Annotated in this window: 20 protein-coding genes; 15 read left to right on the forward strand and 5 right to left on the reverse strand. The window is 56.6% G+C overall.

Features of this window, described 5'->3' with window-relative positions; genetic code table 11:
- The first annotated feature begins 1 nt into the window (after position 1).
- Together BXY66_RS19860 and BXY66_RS19865 are read left to right on the forward strand one after the other, a co-directional pair.
- A complete protein-coding gene (locus BXY66_RS19860; RefSeq protein ID WP_132862159.1) occupies positions 2 to 778 on the forward strand; it encodes an SDR family NAD(P)-dependent oxidoreductase in 777 nt (258 codons plus the stop codon).
- A gap of 92 nt (positions 779 to 870) precedes the next feature.
- On the forward strand, positions 871 to 1,290 hold the full coding sequence (locus BXY66_RS19865) for a PaaI family thioesterase (RefSeq protein ID WP_132862160.1): 420 nt from the start codon (positions 871 to 873) through the stop codon (positions 1,288 to 1,290).
- Here the strand turns inward: BXY66_RS19865 and BXY66_RS19870 are convergent.
- Positions 1,287 to 2,690 carry an aminotransferase class V-fold PLP-dependent enzyme gene (locus BXY66_RS19870; protein ID WP_132862161.1) on the reverse strand — a complete coding sequence of 468 codons (1,404 nt, stop codon included), beginning with the start codon at positions 2,688 to 2,690 and terminating at the stop codon, positions 1,287 to 1,289. The genes BXY66_RS19865 and BXY66_RS19870 overlap by 4 nt on opposite strands.
- A gap of 132 nt (positions 2,691 to 2,822) precedes the next feature.
- Between BXY66_RS19870 and BXY66_RS19875 the strand changes: the two genes are divergently transcribed.
- From BXY66_RS19875 to arsJ, 5 genes are all read left to right on the forward strand, one after another.
- Positions 2,823 to 3,302 (forward strand): Lrp/AsnC family transcriptional regulator, encoded by a 480-nt coding sequence (locus BXY66_RS19875; protein ID WP_132862162.1) that lies wholly within the window; start codon positions 2,823 to 2,825, stop codon positions 3,300 to 3,302.
- Between the two features lie 85 nt (positions 3,303 to 3,387).
- Complete coding sequence (locus tag BXY66_RS19880) at positions 3,388 to 3,735, forward strand: ArsR/SmtB family transcription factor (RefSeq protein WP_132862163.1); 348 nt, start codon at positions 3,388 to 3,390, stop codon at positions 3,733 to 3,735.
- A complete protein-coding gene (gene arsB, locus BXY66_RS19885) occupies positions 3,732 to 4,790 on the forward strand; it encodes an ACR3 family arsenite efflux transporter (protein WP_132862164.1) in 1,059 nt (352 codons plus the stop codon). The genes BXY66_RS19880 and arsB overlap by 4 nt, the downstream gene beginning before the upstream one ends.
- A 12-nt stretch (positions 4,791 to 4,802) precedes the next feature.
- Positions 4,803 to 5,813: an ArsJ-associated glyceraldehyde-3-phosphate dehydrogenase gene (locus tag BXY66_RS19890; protein ID WP_132862165.1), complete on the forward strand. Its 1,011-nt coding sequence runs from the start codon at positions 4,803 to 4,805 to the stop codon at positions 5,811 to 5,813.
- 48 nt (positions 5,814 to 5,861) lie between these two features.
- Positions 5,862 to 7,118 carry an organoarsenical effux MFS transporter ArsJ gene (gene arsJ / locus BXY66_RS19895; protein ID WP_132862166.1) on the forward strand — a complete coding sequence of 419 codons (1,257 nt, stop codon included), beginning with the start codon at positions 5,862 to 5,864 and terminating at the stop codon, positions 7,116 to 7,118.
- Between the two features lie 21 nt (positions 7,119 to 7,139).
- Here the strand turns inward: arsJ and BXY66_RS19900 are convergent, their stop codons facing one another.
- From BXY66_RS19900 to BXY66_RS19910, 3 genes are all read right to left on the reverse strand, one after another.
- Entirely contained in the window at positions 7,140 to 8,798 is a 1,659-nt protein-coding gene (locus tag BXY66_RS19900) for an adenylate/guanylate cyclase domain-containing protein (RefSeq protein WP_132862167.1), read from the reverse strand.
- A gap of 137 nt (positions 8,799 to 8,935) precedes the next feature.
- On the reverse strand, positions 8,936 to 9,913 hold the full coding sequence (locus BXY66_RS19905) for a hypothetical protein (RefSeq protein ID WP_132862168.1): 978 nt from the start codon (positions 9,911 to 9,913) through the stop codon (positions 8,936 to 8,938).
- Positions 9,914 to 10,015: 102 nt separating this feature from the next.
- Complete coding sequence (locus BXY66_RS19910) at positions 10,016 to 10,261, reverse strand: hypothetical protein (protein ID WP_132862169.1); 246 nt, start codon at positions 10,259 to 10,261, stop codon at positions 10,016 to 10,018.
- A gap of 177 nt (positions 10,262 to 10,438) precedes the next feature.
- On the opposite strand from BXY66_RS19910, the gene lepA reads away from it, so the two are divergent.
- From lepA to BXY66_RS19945, 7 genes are all read left to right on the forward strand, one after another.
- Positions 10,439 to 12,238, forward strand: a complete 1,800-nt coding sequence (lepA, locus tag BXY66_RS19915; RefSeq protein WP_132862170.1) for a translation elongation factor 4 — start codon at positions 10,439 to 10,441, stop codon at positions 12,236 to 12,238.
- Between the two features lie 168 nt (positions 12,239 to 12,406).
- Positions 12,407 to 12,757 carry a hypothetical protein gene (locus BXY66_RS19920; protein WP_132862171.1) on the forward strand — a complete coding sequence of 117 codons (351 nt, stop codon included), beginning with the start codon at positions 12,407 to 12,409 and terminating at the stop codon, positions 12,755 to 12,757.
- A 218-nt stretch (positions 12,758 to 12,975) separates the two neighbouring features.
- A complete protein-coding gene (locus tag BXY66_RS19925) occupies positions 12,976 to 13,458 on the forward strand; it encodes a GIY-YIG nuclease family protein (RefSeq protein WP_132862172.1) in 483 nt (160 codons plus the stop codon).
- 882 nt (positions 13,459 to 14,340) lie between these two features.
- The gene (locus BXY66_RS19930; protein WP_132862173.1) at positions 14,341 to 14,733 is read left to right on the forward strand and encodes a rhodanese-like domain-containing protein; all 393 of its coding nucleotides are present in this window, start codon (positions 14,341 to 14,343) and stop codon (positions 14,731 to 14,733) included.
- Between the two features lie 194 nt (positions 14,734 to 14,927).
- Positions 14,928 to 15,191, forward strand: coding sequence for a phosphopantetheine-binding protein (locus tag BXY66_RS19935; RefSeq protein WP_132862174.1), 264 nt, complete (start codon positions 14,928 to 14,930; stop codon positions 15,189 to 15,191).
- 1 nt (position 15,192) lies between these two features.
- Complete coding sequence (locus tag BXY66_RS19940) at positions 15,193 to 16,401, forward strand: beta-ketoacyl-[acyl-carrier-protein] synthase family protein (protein WP_132862175.1); 1,209 nt, start codon at positions 15,193 to 15,195, stop codon at positions 16,399 to 16,401.
- Positions 16,394 to 17,179, forward strand: a complete 786-nt coding sequence (locus BXY66_RS19945) for a MaoC family dehydratase (protein WP_132862176.1) — start codon at positions 16,394 to 16,396, stop codon at positions 17,177 to 17,179. Before BXY66_RS19940 ends, BXY66_RS19945 begins: the two co-directional genes overlap by 8 nt.
- Here the strand turns inward: BXY66_RS19945 and BXY66_RS19950 are convergent.
- Positions 17,176 to 17,556, reverse strand: coding sequence for a DUF3307 domain-containing protein (locus BXY66_RS19950; protein WP_132862177.1), 381 nt, complete (start codon positions 17,554 to 17,556; stop codon positions 17,176 to 17,178). The genes BXY66_RS19945 and BXY66_RS19950 overlap by 4 nt on opposite strands.
- 238 nt (positions 17,557 to 17,794) lie before the next feature.
- Between BXY66_RS19950 and BXY66_RS19955 the strand changes: the two genes are divergently transcribed.
- A complete protein-coding gene (locus BXY66_RS19955; protein WP_132862178.1) occupies positions 17,795 to 20,830 on the forward strand; it encodes a cyclic nucleotide-binding domain-containing protein in 3,036 nt (1,011 codons plus the stop codon).
- Positions 20,831 to 21,160: the final 330 nt, after the last annotated feature.

Here is a 21,160-nt window from a genome sequence, read left to right on the forward strand (position 1 = left end):
AATGTATCAAGACAAGGTGGTGATGATCACCGGCGCTGCAAGTGGTTTCGGCGCAATGGCGGCGCAGCGTTTTGCTGACGAAGGCGCGAAGCTCGGTCTTTCGGACGTGAATGGCGACAAGCTGAATGAGGTTGCGGACGGGCTTCGGGCTCAGGGTTTCGAAGTCGTTGCAGATGTGGTCAACGTGGCAGACGAAGCTCAGGTCAAGACTCATGTGGACAACATCGCCAAGGCTTTCGGGACCATTCACGTTGGCATCAACAACGCCGGTATCGGTCATGACGTGCGCCCTATGCACTATCTGACGACAGAAGACTTCGACCTGATGATGGATGTTAATGCCAAGGGTGTGTTCCTTTGCATGAAGTACCAGATCCCGTTGATGCAGGAACACGGGCAGGGCGCAATTCTCAACACTGCATCGGCCGCCGGTCTCATGGGGGCAGGGCACCTGTCGCTTTATGCGGCCGCCAAGCACGCCGTCGTCGGCATGACCAAGGCTGTCGCAGATGAGAACGCCAAACGTGGGATCCGGGTGAATGCCCTATGTCCGTCGTTTTCTGCGACACCCATGGTTGAGGAAATGGCGGAGATCGTAGGCGGCCGCTCCGGTTTGTCCCGCGAAGACGCCTTTACCCACATTGCAAGCCGTGTACCCATGGGGCGGGTCTCAAAGCCGGAGGAAGTGGTGCAGGCGATGCTCTGGATCAACGCACCGGAAAACAGTTTCATGACCGGCCAGGCCATCGCCATTGACGGTGGCCTCAGTGCCGTTTGATGTAAAGCCGCAAGAGCGCCTCTGATCGGGGCGCTCGTCGCCGGCGCAATGCGCTAGGCGGCGCTGGGCAAAACAGCCGGAAAGTGATGCAAATGACCCACGCCCCGTTGGACCCGAGCCTGAACGAAGCTCCGTATGAGCTACAAAAGCACCTTGGCTTTCAGCTCACCCACTGGGATACGGATTTTGCGCGTCTCGAATTGCCCATAGCGCCGCATTTGATGAACCGCGCGGGCATTCCGCACGGTGGGATCTATGCCACGTTGCTTGATACCGTGATGGGATTTGCAGGCTGCTACACTGGAACGCCGGATCACAAAAAGCTGGCACTTACGCTTAGCCTGACCACAAATTTCCTTAGCCGCCCAAAGGGCAAAGGTATGATTGCAGAAGGCCATCGGACCGGAGGCGGGCAGCGCACGTTCTTCGCGGAAGGCACGATCTCCGACGAAACCGGTGAGATTATCGCGCGCGGCAGCGGAGCTTTCCGCTACCGCAATACCACCCTCTAGGCGGCGGCCTCGTCCAGCCGGCCCCAATTTTCTGCAAGCTCGGCAACAGCGGTCAGAATATATTCGACTGTTTCTTCGTCCATCAGAACACTCAGGTTCAAGCGTACGAAACCGGGTTTCTCCGAACTGTCGCCGAGGACAATATTGTCGCGGATACGCCGGCTGTCTGCATCAGCAATTGCCAACAGATGATGGACGTATGGCCCCGCGCAAGAGCAGCCGCCGCGGGCTTGAATGCCGTAACGCTCTGAGAGCGCCGTGGTGAAAGCATTGTGGTCGATGCGGTTGCCTGTGTCGTCGAGTGGCACAAAAGAAAGGATCGGCAAACGCTCGGGCCTGTCAGCCGCCAGAAGTTTGACATGTTTGTTGTTGCTCCATGCCGCGAAGGCCTTGGCGGTTAGCTCCGCGTTGCGCATGTTCAAATAGTCCTGACCTATGACCTCTTTAACGATCAAGGCCAGAGCTGCGCGGATGTCGCCGATCACGTTTGGTGTTCCACCTTCTTCGCGTTGTTCCAGCCCCGCGACATAGTCATGCCGATGCGCGTTGACAAAGGCGACTGTTCCACCGCCGGGGCGGTAGGGAACATCACAGCGTACGCTGTCACGCCGCACGATAAGCACACCGCTCGCGGCAGGCCCGCCGACGAACTTGTGCGCGGAGAAAACGATCGCATCGACTTGGGCATCCAGCTCGGGCTGCATCGACATTTTTAGGTAAGGTCCGCCGCCCGCATAATCCCAGAGTATCTGTGCGCCGCCCTCTTTTGCCACGCGGGTAACCTCGGCCACGTTTGATGTCACTCCGGTCACGTTGGCGGCCGCGCTCATTGCGACAAAAACGCGTCCACGCTGCGTGAATTTCTTTATCTCCGACCGAAGCGCGTCAATGTCTGGACCTGCCTCTTTGCCTTCGGGGATTTCCACAACCAGCGCGCCGCTTTCCCGCCATGGAAGCAGGTTGGAGTGATGCTCGTATGGCCCTACCAGCACGGTATCGCCAACCCCAACCTTCCACAGATGCAGCAATTGGTTGATGCCCTGCGTTGCGCCGCTGCCCGAAAAGATCACAGCGTGTTCGTCTTTGTTGGCCCCGCAAAGCTGTCCGATCTTGGTGCGTGCGCCTTCACGGAGTTCTGTCATCCGTGCGCCGCAGTAAGACGCCTTGGTGTGCGTGTTGGCATAGAAGGGCAGGACTTCCTCCATGACAAACGTTTCCACTTGGCGGAGGGCCCGACCGGAGGCGACATAGTCTGCATAAATGAGCGGTCGCGGACCGAACGGACCCTCAATCTGGGTTTGCGATCCGATGAGCCCGTCATACAGGGCGCTTCTGGCGGAAGGCAGCGCGCCTTCCAGCGTGGCAGCAAAAGACTCAAAAGCGTCATGTGAGTGCGACATCGGTATTCCCAGTTCCTATTCGCCACGTTTTGTGGCTGTTCCCAAGTGGTGAAATAAAATTAGGGGGAACGAGGTGGGGGAACTTCACCATTTGATATGGTATTTTCGCCGTTTTTGTGTCATTTGATCTTCATGACAGCCAAAATTGACAACATTGATCGCCGAATTCTCGACGAGTTGCAAAAGGATGCTTCACTGAGCCAGCGTGCTCTTGGTGAGCAGGTCGGCCTTTCGCAAAATGCCTTGTGGCGCCGCCTCAAGCGGCTCGAAGAAAGCGGAGTTCTGCAGGGCAGTCACATGCACATCGATGCAAAACAGCTTGGGCTGGACTTGACGGTTTTTGTTATGGTGCGGACCCGCAATCACTCGATGGAATGGGCGGATGCATTTCGCAAACACGTCGCATTGATACCGCAGGTTGTTGAAATGCACCGTATCGGCGGGGATTGGGATTATATGCTCAAGATCGTGACAACGGGCATGTCCGGATACGACGCGGTCTATCAACGCCTGACAACGGGGTTCGAACTGGACACTGTCACGGGCTATTTCGCAATGGAAACAATGCTTGAGGGGCGGCCCATCGACGTGTTTGACGGGATTGCACGCTAGCTCTTTTGAAGCTGTCATCGAACTTTCACCAAACTGCGTGAAAAAGCGCTTGCAGACTCGGAAACATATCCATAATTCATGAATTATGGAAAAAAAGAGTGCCCTATCGGCGTTTGCCGCCCTGTCTCAGGAAACACGCCTGGATGTGTTCCGCCTTTTGATCGAGGCCGGAGACACCGGACTCGTGGCCGGAGATATTGCTGAAACTCTGGATGTGAAACAGAACACCCTGTCGGCGAACCTGTCGGTTTTGCTGAACGCTGGGTTGGTCAAGAACCAGCGCGAAGGGCGGGCAATCCGCTACTTTGCAGACACCAACGGGCTTCAGGGGCTGCTTGGGTTTTTATTGCAGGATTGCTGTGGCGGACGGCCGGAGCTGTGCCAGCCGCTGATCGCGGACTTAACCTGTACAGACAAGGATATCTGCGCATGAGTGACCACGCGCTTCAGGCCGAGGCCGGACTCGGCACATTCGAACGTTTGCTGTCGCTGTGGGTGGCGATTGCCATTGCGGCGGGGTTGCTGTTCGGCAGCCTGTTCCCGAACATCTTCGGATGGCTTGCATCGCTTGAGGTTGCCTCGGTCAACCTGCCGGTGGCCGTCCTGATCTGGGCGATGGTCTATCCGATGATGGTGGGCATCGACTTTGGCGCGCTGTCGGACGTTGGGCGCAAACCCAAGGGGTTGGTGATCACGGTGGTGGTGAACTGGCTGATCAAACCCTTCACCATGGCCGCGCTGGGCGTCTTGTTCTTTGAACACATCTTTGCGCCGTGGATCGATCCCCAGACCGCCAGCGAATACCTCGCCGGTGTGATCCTGCTTGGCGCGGCACCTTGCACGGCGATGGTCTTCGTCTGGTCCAACCTTGTGCGCGGCGACGCCAACTACACTTTGGTGCAGGTCAGCGTGAACGACGTGATCATGGTTTTTGCCTTCGCGCCGATCGTGGCTTTCCTGCTGGGCGTAACGGATATCACCGTGCCTTGGGAAACCCTGATCCTGTCGGTGGTGCTTTACATCCTTCTGCCGCTGGTCGCGGGCTATATCACGCGCAAGCGCCTGTTGGGGCAGGGGGGTGAGATCGCGGTTGAGGACTTCCGCAACACCCTGCGCCCCGCCTCCGTGGGTGGCTTGCTGCTAACCGTGGTCCTGCTTTTTGGCTTTCAGGCACAGGTGATCCTCGGACAACCGCTCAACATTCTTCTCATTGCTGTCCCGCTGCTGATCCAGACATACGGGATATTTTTCATCGCCTATGGAGCCGCACGCCTTTGGAAAGTTCCTTTCGAAGTCGCTGCTCCCTGCGCGCTAATCGGCACGTCCAACTTCTTTGAACTCGCTGTCGCGGTAGCCATCTCACTCTTCGGGCTTGGCTCAGGGGCCGCTTTGGCCACCGTCGTCGGCGTGCTTGTCGAAGTGCCAGTGATGCTCAGCCTCGTCGCTTTCGCCAACCGCACACGCGGCTGGTTCCCCTCTCAATCCTAAAGGTTTGTTCCCATGACCAAGATCGCACTCAATGGCCTCGGCCGCATCGGCAAGCTCATCATGCGCAGCTTCTTTGACCTCGGCATCGAGGCAGAGATCGTGCTGCTGAATGATCCGGTAGGCGACGCCGAACTGCACGCGCACTTGCTGGAGTTTGATACCGTACACGGCCGCTGGCGCGCTGATTTTGCATTTGATGCGGAAAGCATCACCATTGACGGTCACAAAATGCGCAAAACGGCGGCATGGAACATCGAGGATCTGCCGCTTGAGGAGCTGGGCGTAGATGTGGTCGTCGACTGTACCGGCGCCTTCAAGACCAACGCCAAACTGCAGCCGTACTTTGATGCGGGTGTCAAAAAGGTGGTGGTCTCCGCACCGGTGAAAGAAGATGACGTGGCCAATATTGTCTATGGCGTGAACGACGGGATCTATGACGCGGAAGTCCACCGTGTCATCACGGCAGCGTCTTGCACAACCAACTGCATTGCCCCCGTGGTAAAGGTCATCCGCGAAAAACTCGGCATCGAACAGGCCAGTTTCACCACGATCCATGATGTGACCAACACGCAAGTGATCGTCGACAAGGCCCACAAGGATCCGCGTCGGGCGCGTTCCGCCCTCAACAGCCTGATCCCCACCACCACAGGTTCCGCCAAGGCGATCATCCAGATCTTCCCGGATATGGAAGGCAAGATCGATGGCACGGCGGTGCGTGTGCCGCTCCTGAATGCCTCTTTGACCGACATCGTGTTTGACGTCAGCCGCGACACCACAGTCGAAGAGGTCAACGGATTTTTCGCAGAAGCGGCGGCCGGCGAATTGGACGGCATCCTGGGCTTTGAAACCCGCCCACTTGTGTCATGCGATTTCACCAATGATGACCGCTCCACCATTGTTGATGCACTGTCCACGCGCGTTATCAACGGCCGTCACGTGAAAATCTATGCATGGTATGACAACGAGTGGGGGTATGCCTTCCGTCTTGCGGATGTGACGCGGATGGTGCTTGCCAGTTTGTAAACAACTCCGGCTCGTGCCTCTGGCACGGGCCATACCCGAGTGATCTTGATGACCGACGCCCAGACAAAGAAGCCAGACGGCCTCGCCGCCTACATCACCGTCACCGCCGCCTACTGGGCTTTCATGCTCACCGACGGCGCGTTGCGTATGCTCGTTCTGTTGCACTTCAACCAACTCGGGTTTTCACCGATTCAGTTGGCGTATCTGTTCCTTTTGTACGAAGTCATGGGCATCGTCACCAACCTTTCGGCCGGATGGATTGCGGCGCGGTTTGGACTGACCTCCACACTCTATGCCGGTTTGACGATTCAAATCTTGGCTCTTGTCGCGCTTGCCCAACTCGACCCGGCATGGGGTGTGACCGCATCAGTGATATTCGTGATGTGCGTGCAGGGCGCCTCAGGCGTGGCCAAGGACCTTTCCAAGATGTCCTCTAAATCCGCAGTGAAATTGCTGGCGCCAAAAGACGGTGGCGGCCTTTTCCGGTGGGTCGCAATCCTTACCGGGTCTAAAAACGCTGTCAAAGGCTGTGGGTTCTTTCTGGGTGCGGCCCTGTTGGCAGTCTGGGGTTTTCAAGCCTCGGTATGGGGCATGGCAATCATTCTTGTAGTCATCCTGGCCGGTGTCGTTGCCTTCATGCCCTCGGGCCTGCCCCAAGGGTCCAAATCGGCAAAGTTCAGTCAGGTCTTTTCCAAGGACAGGAATGTGAACCGTCTAAGCCTCGCGCGCATGTTCCTGTTTGGGGCGCGCGACGTCTGGTTCGTGGTCGGTATTCCTGTTTATTTTAACGCCGTTTTGTCCGATGGCACCGCTGAAGGCCGGCGTGAGGCGTTCTTTATCATCGGCATTTTCATGGCGGTCTGGATCATCTTGTACGGAGCGGTGCAGGGCAACGCACCGCGTATCCTCAAAGCCGCGAATGCGACAACGCCTGAAATTGTACAAAAGGCAATCAACTGGGTGGGCTACCTGACGCTGATCCCATTGGCGCTGACGGCGGCCGTGCTTCTGTTTGAAACTTCCTACTCACTCACCGCGATCCTGATCGTCGGCTTGCTTGTGTTCGGCTTTGTCTTTGCGGTGAATTCGTCCGTGCACAGCTACCTGATCCTCGCCTTCACATCGGACGAGCGTGTTACGATGGATGTGGGATTTTACTACATGTCCAACGCGGCAGGCCGTCTTTTAGGGACATTGCTGTCTGGGCTAAGCTATCAGCTTGGCGGTCTGTCTCTTTGTCTGTTCACGGCGGCGCTCATGGCGGCGCTAAGTTGGCTGGCCGCCAGACGCCTTAAGCAAGACTAGAGCCCGGGCTATTCAGCTGGATCAAACTGGGTCCGCGTCAGGATGCAGCGCGGTGTTCAGCCACTCCAGCTCGTTCGGTAGAGCCAGACGATTGATGGAAACCGATGGCAGTTTGGGCAAATTGTCCGCCGCTTCCCGCGCCACCTTAAGGCCTGTTTCATCACCAGCTTTGCTGCATGTCAGGGCTTTCAACAGCTGCAGGCCACGGTCCATGGGGCGCAGGTCAGCCGCTTCCAAGGCGGCCACGCGGGCAGCCTCGAATTCTCCGGCGCCAAGAAGAACGCGCGCATTGAAGCTAAGCCGGTTCACCCGGAACGGATCCTCGCTGCCCATTTCCTCATAAATGGTCAAGGCATCCAGCGCGCCTTCATAGTTGCCTTCCAGGAAGGATTTCTGCGCAATCAGGTCAACGATTCCAATAAAGTTCGGATTGATCTCGCGGCTGCGGGCAATGTCACTGGCCGCACCTTCGAGATCCCGCAGAACCTTCAGGCGATAAGCCCCGCGTGCCCAGAAAACAAAGTCACTTGTAGGACATTCCTCGATGGCGACATCAAGGTCTCTTCCCAACTGAGCCAGAACCTCGGGGTCTTCCTCGGCGAAATTGACGCTCCAGAGGTTGAGACGACTTTGCGCCCGCATTGCAAGCGACATGCCGTCACCGGGGCTGAGTTGCACGGCGCGATCAAGCGCTTCAAGTCCCTGTGACCAGCTTTCAAGGTTCTGCTTGAAGAACATGGTTGCAGCACGCGCGCGCAACTCGGAAACGCTCAACTGATTGACGCTAAGATGCGCCAGACGATCGCCGTCACGTGAAATCGTCTGAATGCGTACATCGCCCTCAAGTCGGGGCATCAACTCGTCAACAAAAGCGAAAGGATCACTCGGGTCCCCTTCATAGGTGCCGGTCCAAAGCGTTTGCATGTCCTCGCGCAAGATCAGCGACAACGAAAATCGTGCCCGCGATCCGGCCACCCGTAAACGTCCGCGCACAAGATAGTCGGTTGGCGTATTTTCCAAACTGTCCGCGTCTACGGTCATGACACCCGTGCGCTTCATCGACAAAAGAACCAGACCATCGTGCAAATCCTGAGCGATGGCGGCATTGTCAGGTGTTTCCGGTGCCGCAGCAAACGGCTCGAACCCGACGGATGGCAACTGGCCTTTGTCCGGTGCTGTTGTCAGATTGGCAGGGCGCCATTGATACAGGCGGATTGGCGTGGCGATGTTTTTGAGATTGAAAACGCCCGCGTCGTTGAGCTCCTGTTGGCGATCTTCGGAAAGTTGCCGGAACAGGTCTTCGGAGAACATCGCGCCGCCCGGAGGTGCTTCGGTTTCGATCCTTTGGGCGATATTCACTCCGTTTCCATAGAAATCGGCTTCGTCTTCGACGATCTCACCGATGTGGCAACCGATACGCAGCTTGATCACATCGTGCTCCGCAAGATTGCTCTGCACCTCTTCGGCGCAATCCAACGCTTCCTCAACGCTTGGGAACGACAAAATCCAACCGTCGCCCATGCGTTTGAGAACTTCGCCGCCGTGATCTTTTGCAACCGGCTCAAGGTGCGTTTTGCGCAACTCTTGAACCGAGGCCACGGCTAGGGCTTCATTCTCGCCCATAAGGGCAGAATACCCCACCAAATCCGCACACATCAAAGTGGTCAATCGCCGGCGCATGAATGTCTTCCCTGACAATGGGCCCGCCTGACGCGGGCCTCCCTCAAACCTCGCCCAGAATCTTGGGTCGGGCAAGGCAACCTTCAAGAGGTTCGCGCGAATAAAGTGAACTGATCTGTTCAGTTTGCCGTGAGGCGCTAAGCAGCTCGCCACGCGTCAACGTCGTCCAGAACGTCCAGAGCGCAGCTTATTGCTTTCACCACAGCTTTTGCCACTTTGCTTGCCCCCGCTCCGGCCCATTCAAGCGCTGCAATCGCGATGTCCACCAGAGCTCTGGCAATTGCACGCCAGTTTGAAAAGATCATCTTTATGAGAGCTTTCAGGAGCGCCCAGCCTTTGTTCGCCAGCCATTTCAATGTAGCCAGTAGGCCAGACGCAAAGGCCTTGGCCGCTTGGGCAAACGCTTCTGCCTTGCTCGCGCCTCGCGCATCACCGGCCAATTTGTCGCCCAGCGCGCTCTTGTAAATTTTATAGGCTTCTTCGAACTTGGAGAAGAACGCTTCCGCGTCATCAAGCCATTTTTTTACATTGCCCAAGCTTTCGGCGAGATCCTTTGCCCATTTCTTGTTCTTCGCGATTGGTATGTCGAGCAAGGCAAAAGCCAGCGCAATCACATCGAGGCACAGGCGGATCAGGGCAACCATTTTGTCGAGTTTCTTCTTTTTTGCCATCATCGCCGGCATTTCCAAACGGACCTCTCCGTCGATCAACAGTTCGACCATGTCACCGTTGGTGACCAATACAAACGCATCCGACAGTCCCGCGTTCTCGGCATCGAATTTGGCTGTGGCGTCCTCGATTGTGGGCAGTGTGCGATAGTCATCGGCGATTTCGTCAAACAGCGCTGCAGGATCGACAGAAGTGTCGCTTTCTCCCATCAGGGCGGAGAACTCGTCCTCAAGCAATCCTCCATTCACCACAGCATCGCGCACTGCAGCGATGGCTGTTTCTCGATCTGCGCCGGTTTCGAGAAGGGCTGCGAAAGGGGTTTCGCTGTCAGCAGAACGCGGCGCAGGGGCGTCGTCCATTATTTGCTTGAGTGTGTCTTCGGAAATGTAGTCGGGATCAATAGAAACGCCGGAAAATTCCGGTGCGTTCAGCGTAACAAGGGCCATAACGCCACCTCAAAAAATACAGAAACAATGCGTCTGCATAGCACAAAGTACAGCGCCACGCGACCACGCGCTTCCGAGCGATTTTTTGATGGACGGGCCTGCTTAGTTCGCTGAGGCCAGCGTTACAGGCGCGGTCGAGACTTGGGACGGTGCCGCCAAAGCCTGTGTCCGCGTGCTTGTCTCAGTGTTGAGATAGGATATGCCCAATCCTGCCAACAAGGTCAGCAGCGCAAGATTGCGCGCGATTTCTTTCGGAACATCCGCGAAATACCCCTTGGGCTCATCCCTGTGGTTGCGAAAATCCAGTCCTTGGCGCCCAGTGGCTGGCGCCTTTCCCCATAGTGCCATTCGACCCTCCCCAGCGGTCATGGCCCCCACTAAACCTGATTCTCCAACAGTTTTGTGAATTTTCTACTGATTTGTGCCGGTCCATTGCGGCATGCAAATGCCGATGCCTATCAATTCATCATCCGGAAGCGTCAACCTGCCTTGACCACATGGGCTTTTCTGCGCATATCCCGATCCATGACCGATCTGTCCAAAATCCGCAATTTCTCCATCGTGGCGCACATTGACCACGGCAAATCCACGCTTGCTGACCGCCTCATCCAGGAGACGGGCACGGTGGAAGACCGTGACATGAAGGAACAGCTGCTCGACAGCATGGATATCGAGCGCGAACGTGGCATCACGATCAAGGCCAACACCGTGCGCATCGACTACAAGGCCGATGATGGCGAGACCTATGTCCTGAACCTCATCGACACCCCCGGTCACGTCGATTTTGCCTATGAAGTCTCCCGCTCGATGAAAGCGGTCGAAGGCTCGCTTCTGGTTGTGGACAGCACACAGGGCGTCGAGGCGCAGACCCTCGCCAACGTGTATCAGGCGATCGAAGCAGATCATGAGCTGGTGCCGGTTCTCAACAAGATCGACCTGCCGGCCTCTGATTGTGACCGCGTGGCAGAGCAGATCGAAGACGTCATCGGCATCGACGCAACCGGCGCCATTCAGGTGTCGGCGAAAACGGGGCAGGGCATTCACGACACGCTCGAAGCCATCGTCAGGGAATTGCCGGCACCTACCGGCAACATCGACGCCCCGCTAAAGGCTATGCTGGTGGACAGCTGGTATGACGCCTATCTCGGCGTGATCGTTCTGGTCCGGATCATGGACGGCACGCTCAAAAAAGGCCAACGCGTCAAATTCATGTCCAATGGCACGTTGCACAACGTCGACCGTGTGGGCGTTTTCCGTCCGGAGATGCAGATGGTCGACAGCCTGGGCCCCGGCGAGATCGGCTTCCTGACCGCCTCGATCAAGCAAGTGCGCGACACGCGTGTCGGTGACACCATCACCAACGACCGTCACGGCACCGAAGAAGCCCTGCCGGGCTTTAAGCCTGCGCAGCCGGTGGTCTTCTGTGGCCTTTTCCCTGTGGACTCCGCGGAATTCGAAGACCTGCGCGACGCCATCGACAAGCTGGCCCTCAACGACGCGTCGTTCTCCTTTGAAATGGAAACATCTGCGGCGCTGGGCTTCGGCTTCCGCTGTGGTTTCCTCGGTCTTCTCCACCTCGAAGTGATCCGTGACCGCATCGAGCGTGAATACAACATCGAGCTGATCACCACCGCGCCCAGCGTGATCTACCACGTCTTCATGAAAGACGGCGAGATGATCGAGCTGCACAACCCCGCCGACATGCCCGACATGTCCAAGGTTGACCACCTCGAAGAGCCGCGCATCAAGGCCACCATCCTTGTGCCCGACGAATACCTCGGCGACGTGCTGAAACTCTGCCAGGACCGTCGCGGCATTCAGCTGGACCTGACCTATGCCGGTTCCCGCGCCATGTGCGTCTATGACCTGCCGCTCAACGAAGTGGTCTTTGACTTCTACGACCGTCTGAAATCGGTGACCAAGGGCTACGCATCCTTTGACTATCAGATGGAAGACTACCGCGAAGACAACCTTGTGAAGATGTCGGTGCTGGTAAACGACGAGCCGGTGGATGCGCTCTCGATGATGGTGCACCGCGACCGTGCCGAACAGCGTGGCCGCGCGATGTGTGAAAAGCTCAAGACGCTCATCCCGCGCCACATGTTTAAAATCCCGATCCAGGCGGCGATTGGCGGCAAGGTGATTGCCCGCGAAACGCTCTCGGCGCTGCGCAAGGACGTTACCGCGAAATGCTATGGCGGCGACGCCACGCGGAAACGGAAACTGCTGGACAAGCAGAAGGCTGGTAAGAAGAAGATGCGCCAGTTCGGTAAGGTGGATATTCCTCAGGAAGCGTTTATCAGCGCCTTGAAAATGGACGACTAAAAGTCGGCCATTTTACAAGGCCAGCGGGCGAAAGCTTTTTGGCAAAGCCAAAACTCGTGCCCGCCCCAGCACTTAAGGCGCACAACACTTGCCCCAAAACACCCAAAGGCCGCTCCTCGAGCGGCCTTTCTTATTGCGCCACCGCAACGGCACATGCATCGTGCCCGTATGTCTAAACAAAGCAAATCCCTGATCTACGACCTTGTGCGTCTCGCCGAACAAGAAGGCCGCGGTAGCCCTGCCTTTGCTACTGTTCAGGACAACCCTGACTGCCATTCGGCAGTGATGGCATCGCTGGAAACCCACGTAGATGGCGCTCTGAGTGGCTTGGATCACAGCGATGTCTTTCTCTGGCATCTCGCCAAATCCTGCGATTTCTGGGCTCCACTGCTGAAATTGGCCGACTTTGCCGAGATCGCCTACCAACTTCGCGGGGCGGACGTACTGCGGGGGCAGGGCGGCAAACAGTGGCGGGACGGTGTGAATTTCCAAGACCTGCCATGGTGGCCGTCTGCCTAACGTTAAGGATCGCGCCCGACCCCGAGGGCGGCTCTCCGGTTTGCGTTTCGCTATCCGAAAATCCCCAGCGTTGCGATTTGCTGCGCCGTTGCAAAATCGCACCCGCCCTGGGGGGCGGGGTCGGGCGCGATCCGGATCAGAGATCCGGTTAACAGCATTTTTGCCAATCCCACTTAGTTTGTGGGCGAGAAAAAATGGGCAAATCACTGGAATAGACAATGGCGGGCTTTGATCCAAACACTGATATCCGCAAAGACGGTAAAAACTACTGGTTAAAGGTAACCCCGGGTAGACTTGAAACGTTTCTTACCTACTACATTGAAGGAGGGGATATGGCCGGGAAAAATGTGGGAACCGCGGAGCGCTTTTTAGCGTCGCTGGAATACATTGCAGGCCGCCAATTAACTAACTCCAAGTTGCTAACAACTTGCGATGTATATGTGATCCAGGGGCCTGGAGCTGTGAAAATTGGGATCGCGGCAGACTGTGAAGATCGGCTTCGCAGACTTCAGACAGCCTTTCACGACCAGCTTGTTCTTAAAAAGAAGTGGACCTTTAAGGACAGAAAAACCGCGCATTCCATTGAGCAAAATGCGCACGCTGAGTTCAAGCCACAACGCCAAAACGGTGAGTGGTTTTTGATTAGCGCCGAAGAAGCCATAGAGGCGATTGAGCGTTTGAAAGAAGAGGTTGCTTCCTAGCCCGTGCCTCGCACGGGCCGCGCCCTTGGGCTCCGCCCGTTCAGGCCTGAATTGATCCACTGGATCAATTCCAAGACGGCCTTCACTCCCCACGGGAGGGCGCTTTCGCTTCCTCCCAGGGTCAGGCGCGCCCTCTGTGGTTCTTCCCAAAACCAAGCCAAAAACATTTGTCCGTCTGTAAGCCTGCCGACAAAAACCCTTTTCCCAACCCATCCCCACATCCCCCACATCTTATCCACAGGCTTGCCCACCCACCTGCCCACAGCCCTCGACAAAATTCTCTTGCCCGACTCGGCCTTCCTGACCCAACGTTAAGTCAACGCAAGGGGTCGTGAGACACACGTCAAAAGGCTCCAGGCGGGACGCGAAGGTCTCTTGAGGTCGGAGCGGAGGACGGAAGCGGCAACGCATCCAGACACCGTGTTGAAGGCATCAGGACGCTGGCCGAAACGTCGCGAAGAGATTGGGCGCGCTCATTGAGCGGACCCCATCAACCCGAGGCGGGAAGGCAGCGCAAAAAACCAGCGCGTGGACCGGTGGATGGGGCTTGCCCCGCCTGTCGGTAGGGGGGAGCGAATTTTGGGACGAGATCCGGTCAAGGGGGCAACCTCGCGGTCGGGTGGATGTGACAGGGTTCGTATCCCGCAGCAGAGGCGGATCAGATGGCTCCTCCTTGAGGATCGCCCGGTTTGCCCGAGCAGCGAATGAAAATGTCTGTTGGGGTTTCCCCGCGGGTGTGGACATTCCACGAAGGCGTCAGGTTTTCGGACTTGGAGGGGCTTCCTCTCTGTTATGTCCGGGCACCTGACGCCTTCTCTGCATCTGAGTTGCAAAAACCGGAATGTGTTTTAGGCTGGGGTTGTTCAGACACAGGAGAGTTCCATGCCGACGACTGCCGCCGACCTTCTTGCCGCTGCACATGCGGTTGTACCCAAAATCTCAACAGCTGATGCTCAGGCCAAGATTGCCGGCGGTGCGCTTCTTCTGGATGTGCGCGATGCGCCGGAGCTGCAGGCCAACGGTCGTGCCGAGGGCAGCCATCACATCCCGCGGGGCATGCTGGAGTTTCGCGCTGATCCGGCAACGCAGTTCCATGATCCGGAATTGCGCATGGATCGTCCCGTGATCCTGCATTGCGCCTCAGGAGGGCGGGCTGCGCTGGCAGGTAAACTTCTGAAGGACATGGGCTATCAGGAAGTGCACAACCTCGGCGGCTTCAAGGATTGGGTCGAAGGTGGCGGAGCTGTGATCGAGCCGGTTGACCCGGGCATGTGATCCCGGTTTGCGCGCTGCACAAAATACCGACGCGATACCGACGTTTTGCCGACGCGATGCAGCCGGGCGTTTTACCGTAGCACCAGACGCAAGTTCCATCTGGAAACTTTTGCAATAGCGCCCTAGAGTTATCGCAAGGCTCGGCGTTTTTTGGGGCGCCGGCAAATGCAGACTTTAGCGCCGGAAGGACACCCATGAGCACCGATCGCGAGACCTTGACCAAGGAACTGATGGAGATGGTCGCGCAGGAAGGCATGGTTGATATTGCAGATATCACCCCAGACAGGCGGCTCGAAGATCTCGACATTCAATCCGCTGATTTTGTGATGATCCTGATGGCGATAGAGGAAAAATGGGGCGCCTACATCTCGGTCGATAACGAACTGACCGACGTAGAAACTGTTCAGGATTTGCTCAACCTCGCGATCTCCAAGATCGAAGAGCATCAGGCTGCCTGACATGCACCGCGTCGTCGTCACGGGCATGGGCGCTGTGTCCGCCTGCGGGCTGGGAGCAAAGGCGCTCATAGAGGCCACGCAATCCGGAAATTCCGGCGTGAAATCAATATCTTTCGAAGATCTCGACGTGCAGCGGGTGAAGACCGCCGGCCGCCTGTCCGAGGCTGATCTGGCTACCGTGGAAGATGCAACGGCAAACCGGATGCGTGATCCTGTGGCGAATTATGCGTTGATGGCGGCGCGCGAAGCAGTGGCGCAGGCTGGACTTGGCGAAGCTGACTTTGGCGACGCTTGTGGCGTGTCCATCGGTTCGGGTTTCGGCGGTGCGCAGACCCTGAACCGCAATTATGTGAAATTTGCCGTCGAAGGCAGCATGCGGCTTGATCCCATGTCGGTCCCCAAGATCATGAACAACGCCGCGGCAAGCTGGGTTTCTATGGAGTTTGGTGCGACGGGACCGGCGCTGTGTCTCGCGACGGCCTGCTCGTCGGCAAGCCAATCCATTGGAATGGGTTGGCAAATGGTTGCTTTGGGGCAGGTTGATCGCTGCCTCGCCGGCGGTTCAGAAGCATGCCTTGAAAGCGGGGTCTTTCGGGTTTGGGAACTTCTTCGCGTCATGACAGCGGACCTTAATCGCCCCTTCAGCAAAGATCGAAATGGAATGATTTTGGGCGAAGGCGCTGGCGTTCTTGTGCTGGAAAGCCTTGAAAGCGCGCAGGCGCGAGGCGCGGAAATTGTTTGTGAGTTGGTGGGGTATGGCAGCAATTCTGATGCCGCCGATCTATTGCGACCAGATCCCAAACGTGCGGTGTCGTGTATGCGCCAAGCGTTGAAAGCCGCTAATCTTGAGCCGCAGGACGTTGGTTATGTCAATGCGCATGGCACCGGTACTGTCGCCAATGACGTGAACGAAGTCGCGGCGTTACGCGAAGTCTTTGGTGAGGACTTGGGCGCCGTGAAAGTGTCTTCGACGAAACCAATTCATGGGCACGCTTTAGGGGCAGCTGGCGCTTTGGAATTGATCGCTTCGATAGGTGCGCTCCAGGCACAACACGCGCCTCCCACGATCAATTTTTCCGAGGTCGATCCTAAAATTGGACTTGAGCCCGTAGCGAACCGAAGACAGAAAATCGAGACCTCCGCAGTAATGTCGAACTCGCTTGCGTTTGGCGGGATCAACGCGACCCTGATCGCAAAAGCCCATGCCTGACGTTTCGCTTCAAGAGGCATTTACAGACGTTCCGAAAACTTCTGCCAAGGCGCTTTCCGAATTTCATAGCTTGGTCGCGGGCGCAATCGGTGTGCGAGCCCGCTCCAATACGGTAACCCAGTCTGCGCTCATGTTGGGCGCGCCAGAATTGGCGTCGGTACGGGACAGGATGCAGCCGCCCAGTGGTTTGAGTACCGTTCATGAGACACAACGTTTCTGGCGCGAGTACGATGGCGACATGAATGTCGATAGGCTGTCGGTGTCTTGCGATTTGGCCACAGCATCCGCACGCTTCCAGTTCGGTTGCTTTCAAGGCGAGGCGTTGACAGGGGAAATCGAAACGCGGCTCAGGTTTGTTGCACCTCAGCAGGTCGCGGCTCTCAAAGGAGCGGTTTTTGCCCCGCGCATGGTTGGCGAGGCCGCGATTGATACGAAAACACATCGGATTTCTTCCGAATTGGTTCAGGCCTACGTGCGTCTTGCGCACGACGATAACCCTATCCACACGGACCAAGCCGCCGCCCGCGCTGCCGGACTTTCAAGCACTGTGGTTCCGGGAATGTTGTTGTGCGCCCTGGTCGAGGCCGCTTTTTCAAACTACTCCAACCAGTCGCTGGGAGAGCTGAAAACAAGGTTTATGGCTGGGGTGCCAGTCGGAGAAGCCGTAAGATTGGTTATTGCACCGCGTGGATCATCGAATGCACCGTGGTCAAAGGCCCGCGCATTTTGCGTGACCCGGTCCGGGACGATCGCAGCAATTTCGGACCTTAACGCCTAGAGGCAGAGCCAGACCCAAACCATCACAAGATAAGTGAGCTGGTGTGCGGCCTGATCTGTTCCCATTGCATACCAATAAAGCGGCTGGTCGGGCTGCAGATTCCTATTCACGGAATAGCGCGCTTTCAGCCAATCTATGTGGAAGTGGATGACAAACTCCGCGATCACAATTGCGGAAAGCGCTCCAAGTGGCGTGCCAAAAACTGCGAGCACTCCAATCGAGAATACAGCGTGAATTCCAGCATGCTGGGCACGCCCCATGTGCCAGTATTTCTCGCGGCCCATGATCATCTTGGCATTTTGCAGAAAGAAGTCTGCAAACAGATGTTTGATTTGCAGCGCTGCGATCAGCAACAAGACCATATTCAGGTCGTCCATCGACGGCGTCCCTTTTTCCCCTCTTGGAGCGAGCCTAACGACAGAAAGCTTGCTGCGCAAATGCCGTCTCGACTTCAATACACAGCGTCGCAAGAAAGCGTTTGAATTGTCAAAGGCTTCGTTGATAGCATCAGATTGATCGGGCAGGGGAGCAGGCCGGACCTGCTCCTATCTGGGGGACTACGTTATCGAACGCACATTGTTTTCCTTTATTTGGAAGTACTCGAAGCGCGACCAGATGGTACTTCTGGTTCTGACCGCGTGCCTCTTCCCCTTACAGTTCCTCACCTTGGAGCTGCCCAAGCGGATCATCAACGATGCGATCGACGCAGGGCAAAGCGTAATTGATGTGTTCAATTACGAAATGGACCAGGAAACATTCCTAGTCGTCTTGAGCGTGGCATTTCTATTGTCTGTACTCGCGCATGGCCTGATGAAAATGCGCATCAACACGATGAAGGGCATTCTGTCAGAGCGTATGCTCCGTCGTTTCCGGTACACACTTATCGGGCGTATCACGCGTTTTCCTCAACCGTACCTGCGGCGCACTTCCCAAGGCGAGCTGGTGTCGATGATCACAGCCGAAGCCGAACCCATGGGGGGCATGATGGGCGACGCTGTAAGCCTGCCTGTCATGCAGGCGGGGCAGATGATTACCATTCTCGCATTTCTGTTCATGCAGAACCTTTGGTTTGGACTAGCCGCGATTGCTCTAATTCCTCTGCAGGCGTGGCTGATCCCAAAATTGCAGCGCCAAATCAACCTGCACAACAAAGACCGGATCAAAGAAGTTCGCCTTCTGGCTGCCGAAATTGGCGAGACTTCTGCAGGCGCGCCCGAGTTGCGCGTGAATGGCGGGTGGCGTCACAGGATGTCTCTGATCACCCGGCGTCTGGGAACGCTGTTCCTGATACGCCTGACAATCTACCGCAAGAAGTTCTTTATGAAGTTCTTGAACAACTTCATCACGCAGTTGACGCCGTTCTTCTTTTATCTGGTTGGCGGGATTCTGGTTATTCGCGGTCAAGTGTCGCTTGGTGCCCTGGTAGCGGCTTTGGCGGCCTACAAGGATCTCTCCTCACCTTGGAAAGAACTGCTCAACTATTACAACCGCGTCGCCGACCTCTCTGTTCGCTGGGATTTGATCGTGGATCGCTTCAGCCCGCCGGGCATTGTCGATGAGGAATTGCTTGAAGGCGAGCCGGACGAGATTCCGAGAATTGCGGGTGAGTTGGTCATGAAAGACGTCTTTGTACGTGATCATGATGGCGACACGGTTCTCGAAGACATATCGGTATCGCTTGCGAAGGGCGCAGTTGTCGGGGTCAAATCACAGGACGCCGAAGAACGACGTGCGATTGCAGAATTGTTTACCCGCGAAATCACACCCGTAAGCGGCACTATTGATCTGGGCGGGCACCATCTGAATGATCTCCACCAGCGGGTGGTCGCGACGCGTGTAGGCTATGCAGACCCGAAGCCATATGTCTTCGAAGGTACTTTTGGCCAGAACGTCTTGATGCCTCTAAAGCGCCGCCCGATGTCTGAGTTGGCTGATCCACTTGGAGAAGTCGAGGCCAAAAAACGCGCCTATGAATCCGAACGGACGGGCAACAGTACCGACAAGATATTCTCTGAGTGGGTCGATCCAGAGTTGGCCGGTATGCGCGACGAAGATGAGGTCCATTCCTTCTGGCTGCAGTTGATGGAAGCCACCGGCGCAGGCAACGCTTTGTTCCGGCGAGGCTTGGATCAGCCATTTGAAGAAAAGGACCACTCTGACCTTGCGCAAGCTCTCATAGAGCTAAGGCCACAGATCCGGGCTGCTCTGGTCGAAGCCGGGCTGGACAAGGCCTACTACCGGTTCGATCCAACGCAATACAACCCGGCGCTTCCTGTCGCTGCGAACCTGTTTTTTGCCACTCCGCGTCGTCCGATGGGAGATGTGGAAGAGGCCGGTCTCGGAGATTTCTTGGATCTCTTGCACGAGTTGGATATTGAAGACGGCATTTTGCGCATGTCGCGAGAAGTCATCGAGATGTTGAACCAGACTTTCGGCGTTGACGGCACGGATCACCCGCTCTTCCAGCAGTTGGGACTAAACCCTGATGTGTTTACCCGCAAAGTCGGGCTAGTTAGCAAAAGCCGCGAAGTTGGTCTCGCCAATATGGAGCGCGAAGAGCTGGTCCAGATGCTCGAGCTTCCATTTGAGGTGTCTGCAGAGCGCATTGGTCCGGGCTTCACCGAAGAACTCAAGAACAGCATTATAGAGTTGCGCCAAAACGAGGCCGAAAAACTTGCGGAATGGTTGGTGGTGTACTTTGCACCGCTCAATGAACAGACCTTTGCGCCCGGCCTAACGGTTCTGGAGAACGCGATTTACGGAAAGCTGTCTGCAAGCGCCGGTGCACGCGGCGAGCAAATCAGGGATATTGTCGCGCAGAAGCTCGCTGAGGCAGGGATGAAGCAAGAGGTCGCCGAGTTGATCTATGCTGTTCCCTCAGGAATTGGTGGGGCAGGGCTTCCGGCTTCATTTGCCGAACCACTCGCAATCAGCCGCGCGGCGATCAAGAAACCGGACGTTCTCATTCTAAACGGATGTCTGGCGTCGTTCGAAGACGGCCAGCGCAGCCAGGTTGTATTCAACCTGCGCAACCTGCTGCCCGACACCACGGTCCTGTACCTTGAGGACGACTTTGAGGACGCCGATGCGTTCGACACCGTATTGGAGTTGGAGCATGGGCGACTTAAGGATGGAGGTACAGGCGCGGTAGCAGAAACCGACAATGCCGCCAGTGCCGACTTGCGTCGCAAGATGCGCGCTCTGGTTTCAGCCGAGATGTTCGCCAACCTCTCACGCCGGCAACTGCGGCTTCTGGCGTTCGGTGCGCAGTGGCATCGTGCGGAAAAAGGCGAATACGTTTTCCGCATGGGGGACGATCCCGGAGATGGAGCCTACCTGATCCTCGAAGGGGAAGCGGGCTTGGGTTACGACACGCCGGAGGGCGAGAGCCATTTGGTTGCTGTTGCGGGGCCGGGAACTTTGGTGGGAGAGCTCGCTCTACTACGCAAAGAAAAACGTGCTTTGGATATGTTCGCAAAATCTGACCTCGAAACACTTCGTCTTGGCGAGAGTGAGTTTATGGCTGTGGTCGAGAACGATGCCTCAACGGCTTTCCGAATCCTGCAAGCTGTTGCCGGCTATGTTGGAGCGCCTAAACAGAACGACTCGGATGATGATGCCGAGTCAGAGGCGGCGGAAGAGACCTCCTGACGGAGAAAATTACAAAACTCCGGCGACTCGATGCTAAAATTGCCTCGAGTCGCCCCTGACTCCGTCTGAATCGACATGAATCGGTCATTCGACTCGCGTGATTCATGGTCACAATCCGAGTTTCAGGCCCTTTCGGACGGATAAAACCACGCATTACCCCCCGCAAACACCTCCCAAGGGAACAAAAAACAGGCGGTTTTCCGTTATTTTTCAGGGGCGGCGCATGTTTTTTGAAAAAACCTGAAAAAAGCGCTTGCGGCTGTTGGTAGTAAACCTTAGAACCCCCCTCACCGGCGGCGCTGAGGCGCTAACGGGACGCCAGACGGGGCG

Source organism: Shimia isoporae, from assembly GCF_004346865.1.
Taxonomy (GTDB): domain Bacteria; phylum Pseudomonadota; class Alphaproteobacteria; order Rhodobacterales; family Rhodobacteraceae; genus Shimia; species Shimia isoporae.

Bases quoted from the DNA above. Each gene is read 5' to 3' on its own strand.
- BXY66_RS19860 (WP_132862159.1), top strand. From the start codon at position 2: ATGTATCAAGACAAGGTGGTGATGATCACCGGCGCTGCAAGTGGTTTC.
- BXY66_RS19865 (WP_132862160.1), top strand. From the start codon at position 871: ATGACCCACGCCCCGTTGGACCCGAGCCTGAACGAAGCTCCGTATGAG.
- BXY66_RS19870 (WP_132862161.1), bottom strand. From the start codon at position 2,690: ATGTCGCACTCACATGACGCTTTTGAGTCTTTTGCTGCCACGCTGGAA.
- BXY66_RS19875 (WP_132862162.1), top strand. From the start codon at position 2,823: ATGACAGCCAAAATTGACAACATTGATCGCCGAATTCTCGACGAGTTG.
- BXY66_RS19880 (WP_132862163.1), top strand. From the start codon at position 3,388: ATGGAAAAAAAGAGTGCCCTATCGGCGTTTGCCGCCCTGTCTCAGGAA.
- arsB (WP_132862164.1), top strand. From the start codon at position 3,732: ATGAGTGACCACGCGCTTCAGGCCGAGGCCGGACTCGGCACATTCGAA.
- BXY66_RS19890 (WP_132862165.1), top strand. From the start codon at position 4,803: ATGACCAAGATCGCACTCAATGGCCTCGGCCGCATCGGCAAGCTCATC.
- arsJ (WP_132862166.1), top strand. From the start codon at position 5,862: ATGACCGACGCCCAGACAAAGAAGCCAGACGGCCTCGCCGCCTACATC.
- BXY66_RS19900 (WP_132862167.1), bottom strand. From the start codon at position 8,798: ATGCGCCGGCGATTGACCACTTTGATGTGTGCGGATTTGGTGGGGTAT.
- BXY66_RS19905 (WP_132862168.1), bottom strand. From the start codon at position 9,913: ATGGCCCTTGTTACGCTGAACGCACCGGAATTTTCCGGCGTTTCTATT.
- BXY66_RS19910 (WP_132862169.1), bottom strand. From the start codon at position 10,261: ATGGCACTATGGGGAAAGGCGCCAGCCACTGGGCGCCAAGGACTGGAT.
- lepA (WP_132862170.1), top strand. From the start codon at position 10,439: ATGACCGATCTGTCCAAAATCCGCAATTTCTCCATCGTGGCGCACATT.
- BXY66_RS19920 (WP_132862171.1), top strand. From the start codon at position 12,407: ATGTCTAAACAAAGCAAATCCCTGATCTACGACCTTGTGCGTCTCGCC.
- BXY66_RS19925 (WP_132862172.1), top strand. From the start codon at position 12,976: ATGGCGGGCTTTGATCCAAACACTGATATCCGCAAAGACGGTAAAAAC.
- BXY66_RS19930 (WP_132862173.1), top strand. From the start codon at position 14,341: ATGCCGACGACTGCCGCCGACCTTCTTGCCGCTGCACATGCGGTTGTA.
- BXY66_RS19935 (WP_132862174.1), top strand. From the start codon at position 14,928: ATGAGCACCGATCGCGAGACCTTGACCAAGGAACTGATGGAGATGGTC.
- BXY66_RS19940 (WP_132862175.1), top strand. From the start codon at position 15,193: ATGCACCGCGTCGTCGTCACGGGCATGGGCGCTGTGTCCGCCTGCGGG.
- BXY66_RS19945 (WP_132862176.1), top strand. From the start codon at position 16,394: ATGCCTGACGTTTCGCTTCAAGAGGCATTTACAGACGTTCCGAAAACT.
- BXY66_RS19950 (WP_132862177.1), bottom strand. From the start codon at position 17,556: ATGGACGACCTGAATATGGTCTTGTTGCTGATCGCAGCGCTGCAAATC.
- BXY66_RS19955 (WP_132862178.1), top strand. From the start codon at position 17,795: ATGGTACTTCTGGTTCTGACCGCGTGCCTCTTCCCCTTACAGTTCCTC.